At 74.3% G+C, this 1,826-nt stretch carries 2 protein-coding genes and 1 pseudogene; 2 read left to right on the top strand and 1 reads right to left on the bottom strand.

Translation table 11 applies throughout. The annotated features are described in order from the left end of the window. Nucleotides 1-513 (top strand): annotated as a pseudogene (locus RIF68_RS35710) (pyruvate dehydrogenase (acetyl-transferring), homodimeric type); the annotation flags it as partial. 226 nt (nucleotides 514-739) lie between these two features. Next, entirely contained in the window at nucleotides 740-1,504 is a 765-nt protein-coding gene (locus RIF68_RS35705) for a potassium channel family protein (RefSeq protein ID WP_309055778.1), read from the top strand. Here the strand turns inward: RIF68_RS35705 and RIF68_RS35700 are convergent. Beyond that, nucleotides 1,485-1,817 (bottom strand): peptidase inhibitor family I36 protein, encoded by a 333-nt coding sequence (locus tag RIF68_RS35700; RefSeq protein WP_309055776.1) that lies wholly within the window; start codon nucleotides 1,815-1,817, stop codon nucleotides 1,485-1,487. The two genes, RIF68_RS35705 and RIF68_RS35700, sit on opposite strands and share 20 nt — an antisense overlap. Nucleotides 1,818-1,826 lie beyond the last annotated feature (9 nt).

The raw sequence follows: 1,826 nt of genomic DNA, 5'->3' as shown, positions 1-1,826 counted from the left end.
GCGATCCCGGCGCAGATCATGGCCTCGGGTGTCGCCGTGCCGTGGGCGATCGAGGCGCAGCGGATCCTCGCCGAGGAGTGGAACGTGCGGGCCGACGTCTGGTCCGCGACCTCCTGGAACGAGCTGCGCCGCGACGCCGTGGCCGTCGAGGAGCACAACCTGCTGCACCCCGACGAGGAGCAGCGCGTCCCGTACGTGACGCGGAAGCTCCAGGGCGCCGAGGGCCCGTTCGTGGCGGTCTCGGACTGGATGCGGTCGGTGCCGGACCAGATCTCCCGGTGGGTCCCGGGTCCGTACACCTCGCTCGGCGCGGACGGCTTCGGCTTCGCCGACACGCGCGGCGCGGCCCGCCGCTACTTCCACATCGACGCCCAGTCGATCGTCCTGGCCGTGCTGACCGAGCTGGCCCGTGCGGGCAAGGTCGACCGCTCGGCCCTGAAGCAGGCCGTCGACCGCTACCAGCTGCTCGACGTGGCGGCCGCCGACCCGGGCCCCGCCGGGGGCGACGCCTGACGGTGGCCACGCCCGGGCGGGACCGCCCGGGCCGCACCCGTACCCCGCGGGCGGGGTGCGGCTCCGCACGGGGACGGAACCGCCGCCCTTGAGAGACCGGGGCGTCACCGTGGCCGCGGAGAGCAGGGCCCGGCTGCGTGGCTTGTCCGGTGGCCGGTGGTGAGGGCGGTGGGACCGGTGGTCCCGCCGCCCTTCGGCATTCCTTACGATGCCCGTCATGTCCGTCATGAAGGAGCGGCCCCTCAGGGTGCGCTGGGAAGAGAGCACCCGGGCGCCCCTGCTGGTGCTGGCGGTGGCGTTCGCCGTGGCGTACGCCGTGCCGATCGTGGCCCCCGGGGCGGCGCCCTGGGTGCACCGGGTGTGCGGCCTGGTCGAGTGGGCGGTGTGGGCCGCGTTCGCCCTGGACTACGCCGTCCGGTTCTCGCTCGCCCGGGCCCGCTGGGCGTTCGTCCGCTCCCACCCCCTCGATCTGCTCGCCGTCCTGCTGCCGCTGGTGCAGCCGCTGCGGCTGCTGCGTCTCGTCTCCACCCTCCTCCTCGTGGGCCGGCGGGCCCGGATGGCCCCGCAGATCACGCTCACCACCTACGTGGCGGGCGCGGTGGTGGGGCTGATGATGTTCGGCTCGCTGGCCGTGCTGCACGTGGAGCGGGACGCCCCGGACGGCAACATCAAGACCCTCGGGGACGCGGTCTGGTGGTCCTTCACGACGATGACCACCGTCGGCTACGGCGACCACGCCCCCACCACGGGCCTCGGCCGGGTCCTCGCCGTCGGCCTGATGCTCTCGGGGATCGCGCTGCTCGGTGTCGTCACCGCCAACATCGCGGCCTGGTTCATCTCCCGTTTCGAGCGCGACGACGCCGTGGAACGCCGCCAGACCGAACTCCTGGAGGCGCTGACCCAGGAGGTCCGGGAGCTGCGCGCCGAAGTCGCGCGCCTCTCCCCGCCGGACCTCCAGGCGGTCCCCTCCCCTAGCGCTCCCAGATCTTGAACGCTCTGACCTCGTAGGGCGACTGCGGCACCCAGACGCCGCGTCCCGGGTAGGTCTCGAACTCCCCCGTCTCCGCGCACTCGGCGGACTGGTAGGTCGTCACCGGGCGGCCGGTCCGGTTGACCAGGGACTGCGCCGAGGTGCCGGCGGGCAGGGCGACACAGCTGTCGACGTCCGTGGTCGCCAGCTCGTGGGTCCGCACCCGGCCCTTGAAGTCGGGCTTCGGCCAGAGGCACAGCCGGCCGGGCCCGCAGGGACCGAGGACGGTCCCGCCGGAGGTCCCGGGCCGTGGCCCCGCCGTCCCCGACGCCACCGCCGAGCC

This window comes from Streptomyces sp., assembly GCF_031178505.1.
Classification (GTDB): Bacteria; Actinomycetota; Actinomycetes; order Streptomycetales; family Streptomycetaceae; genus Streptomyces; species Streptomyces gulbargensis.
Note: the sequence above shows the minus strand (reverse complement) of the source record. Positions and strands in the feature narration are given on the sequence as shown.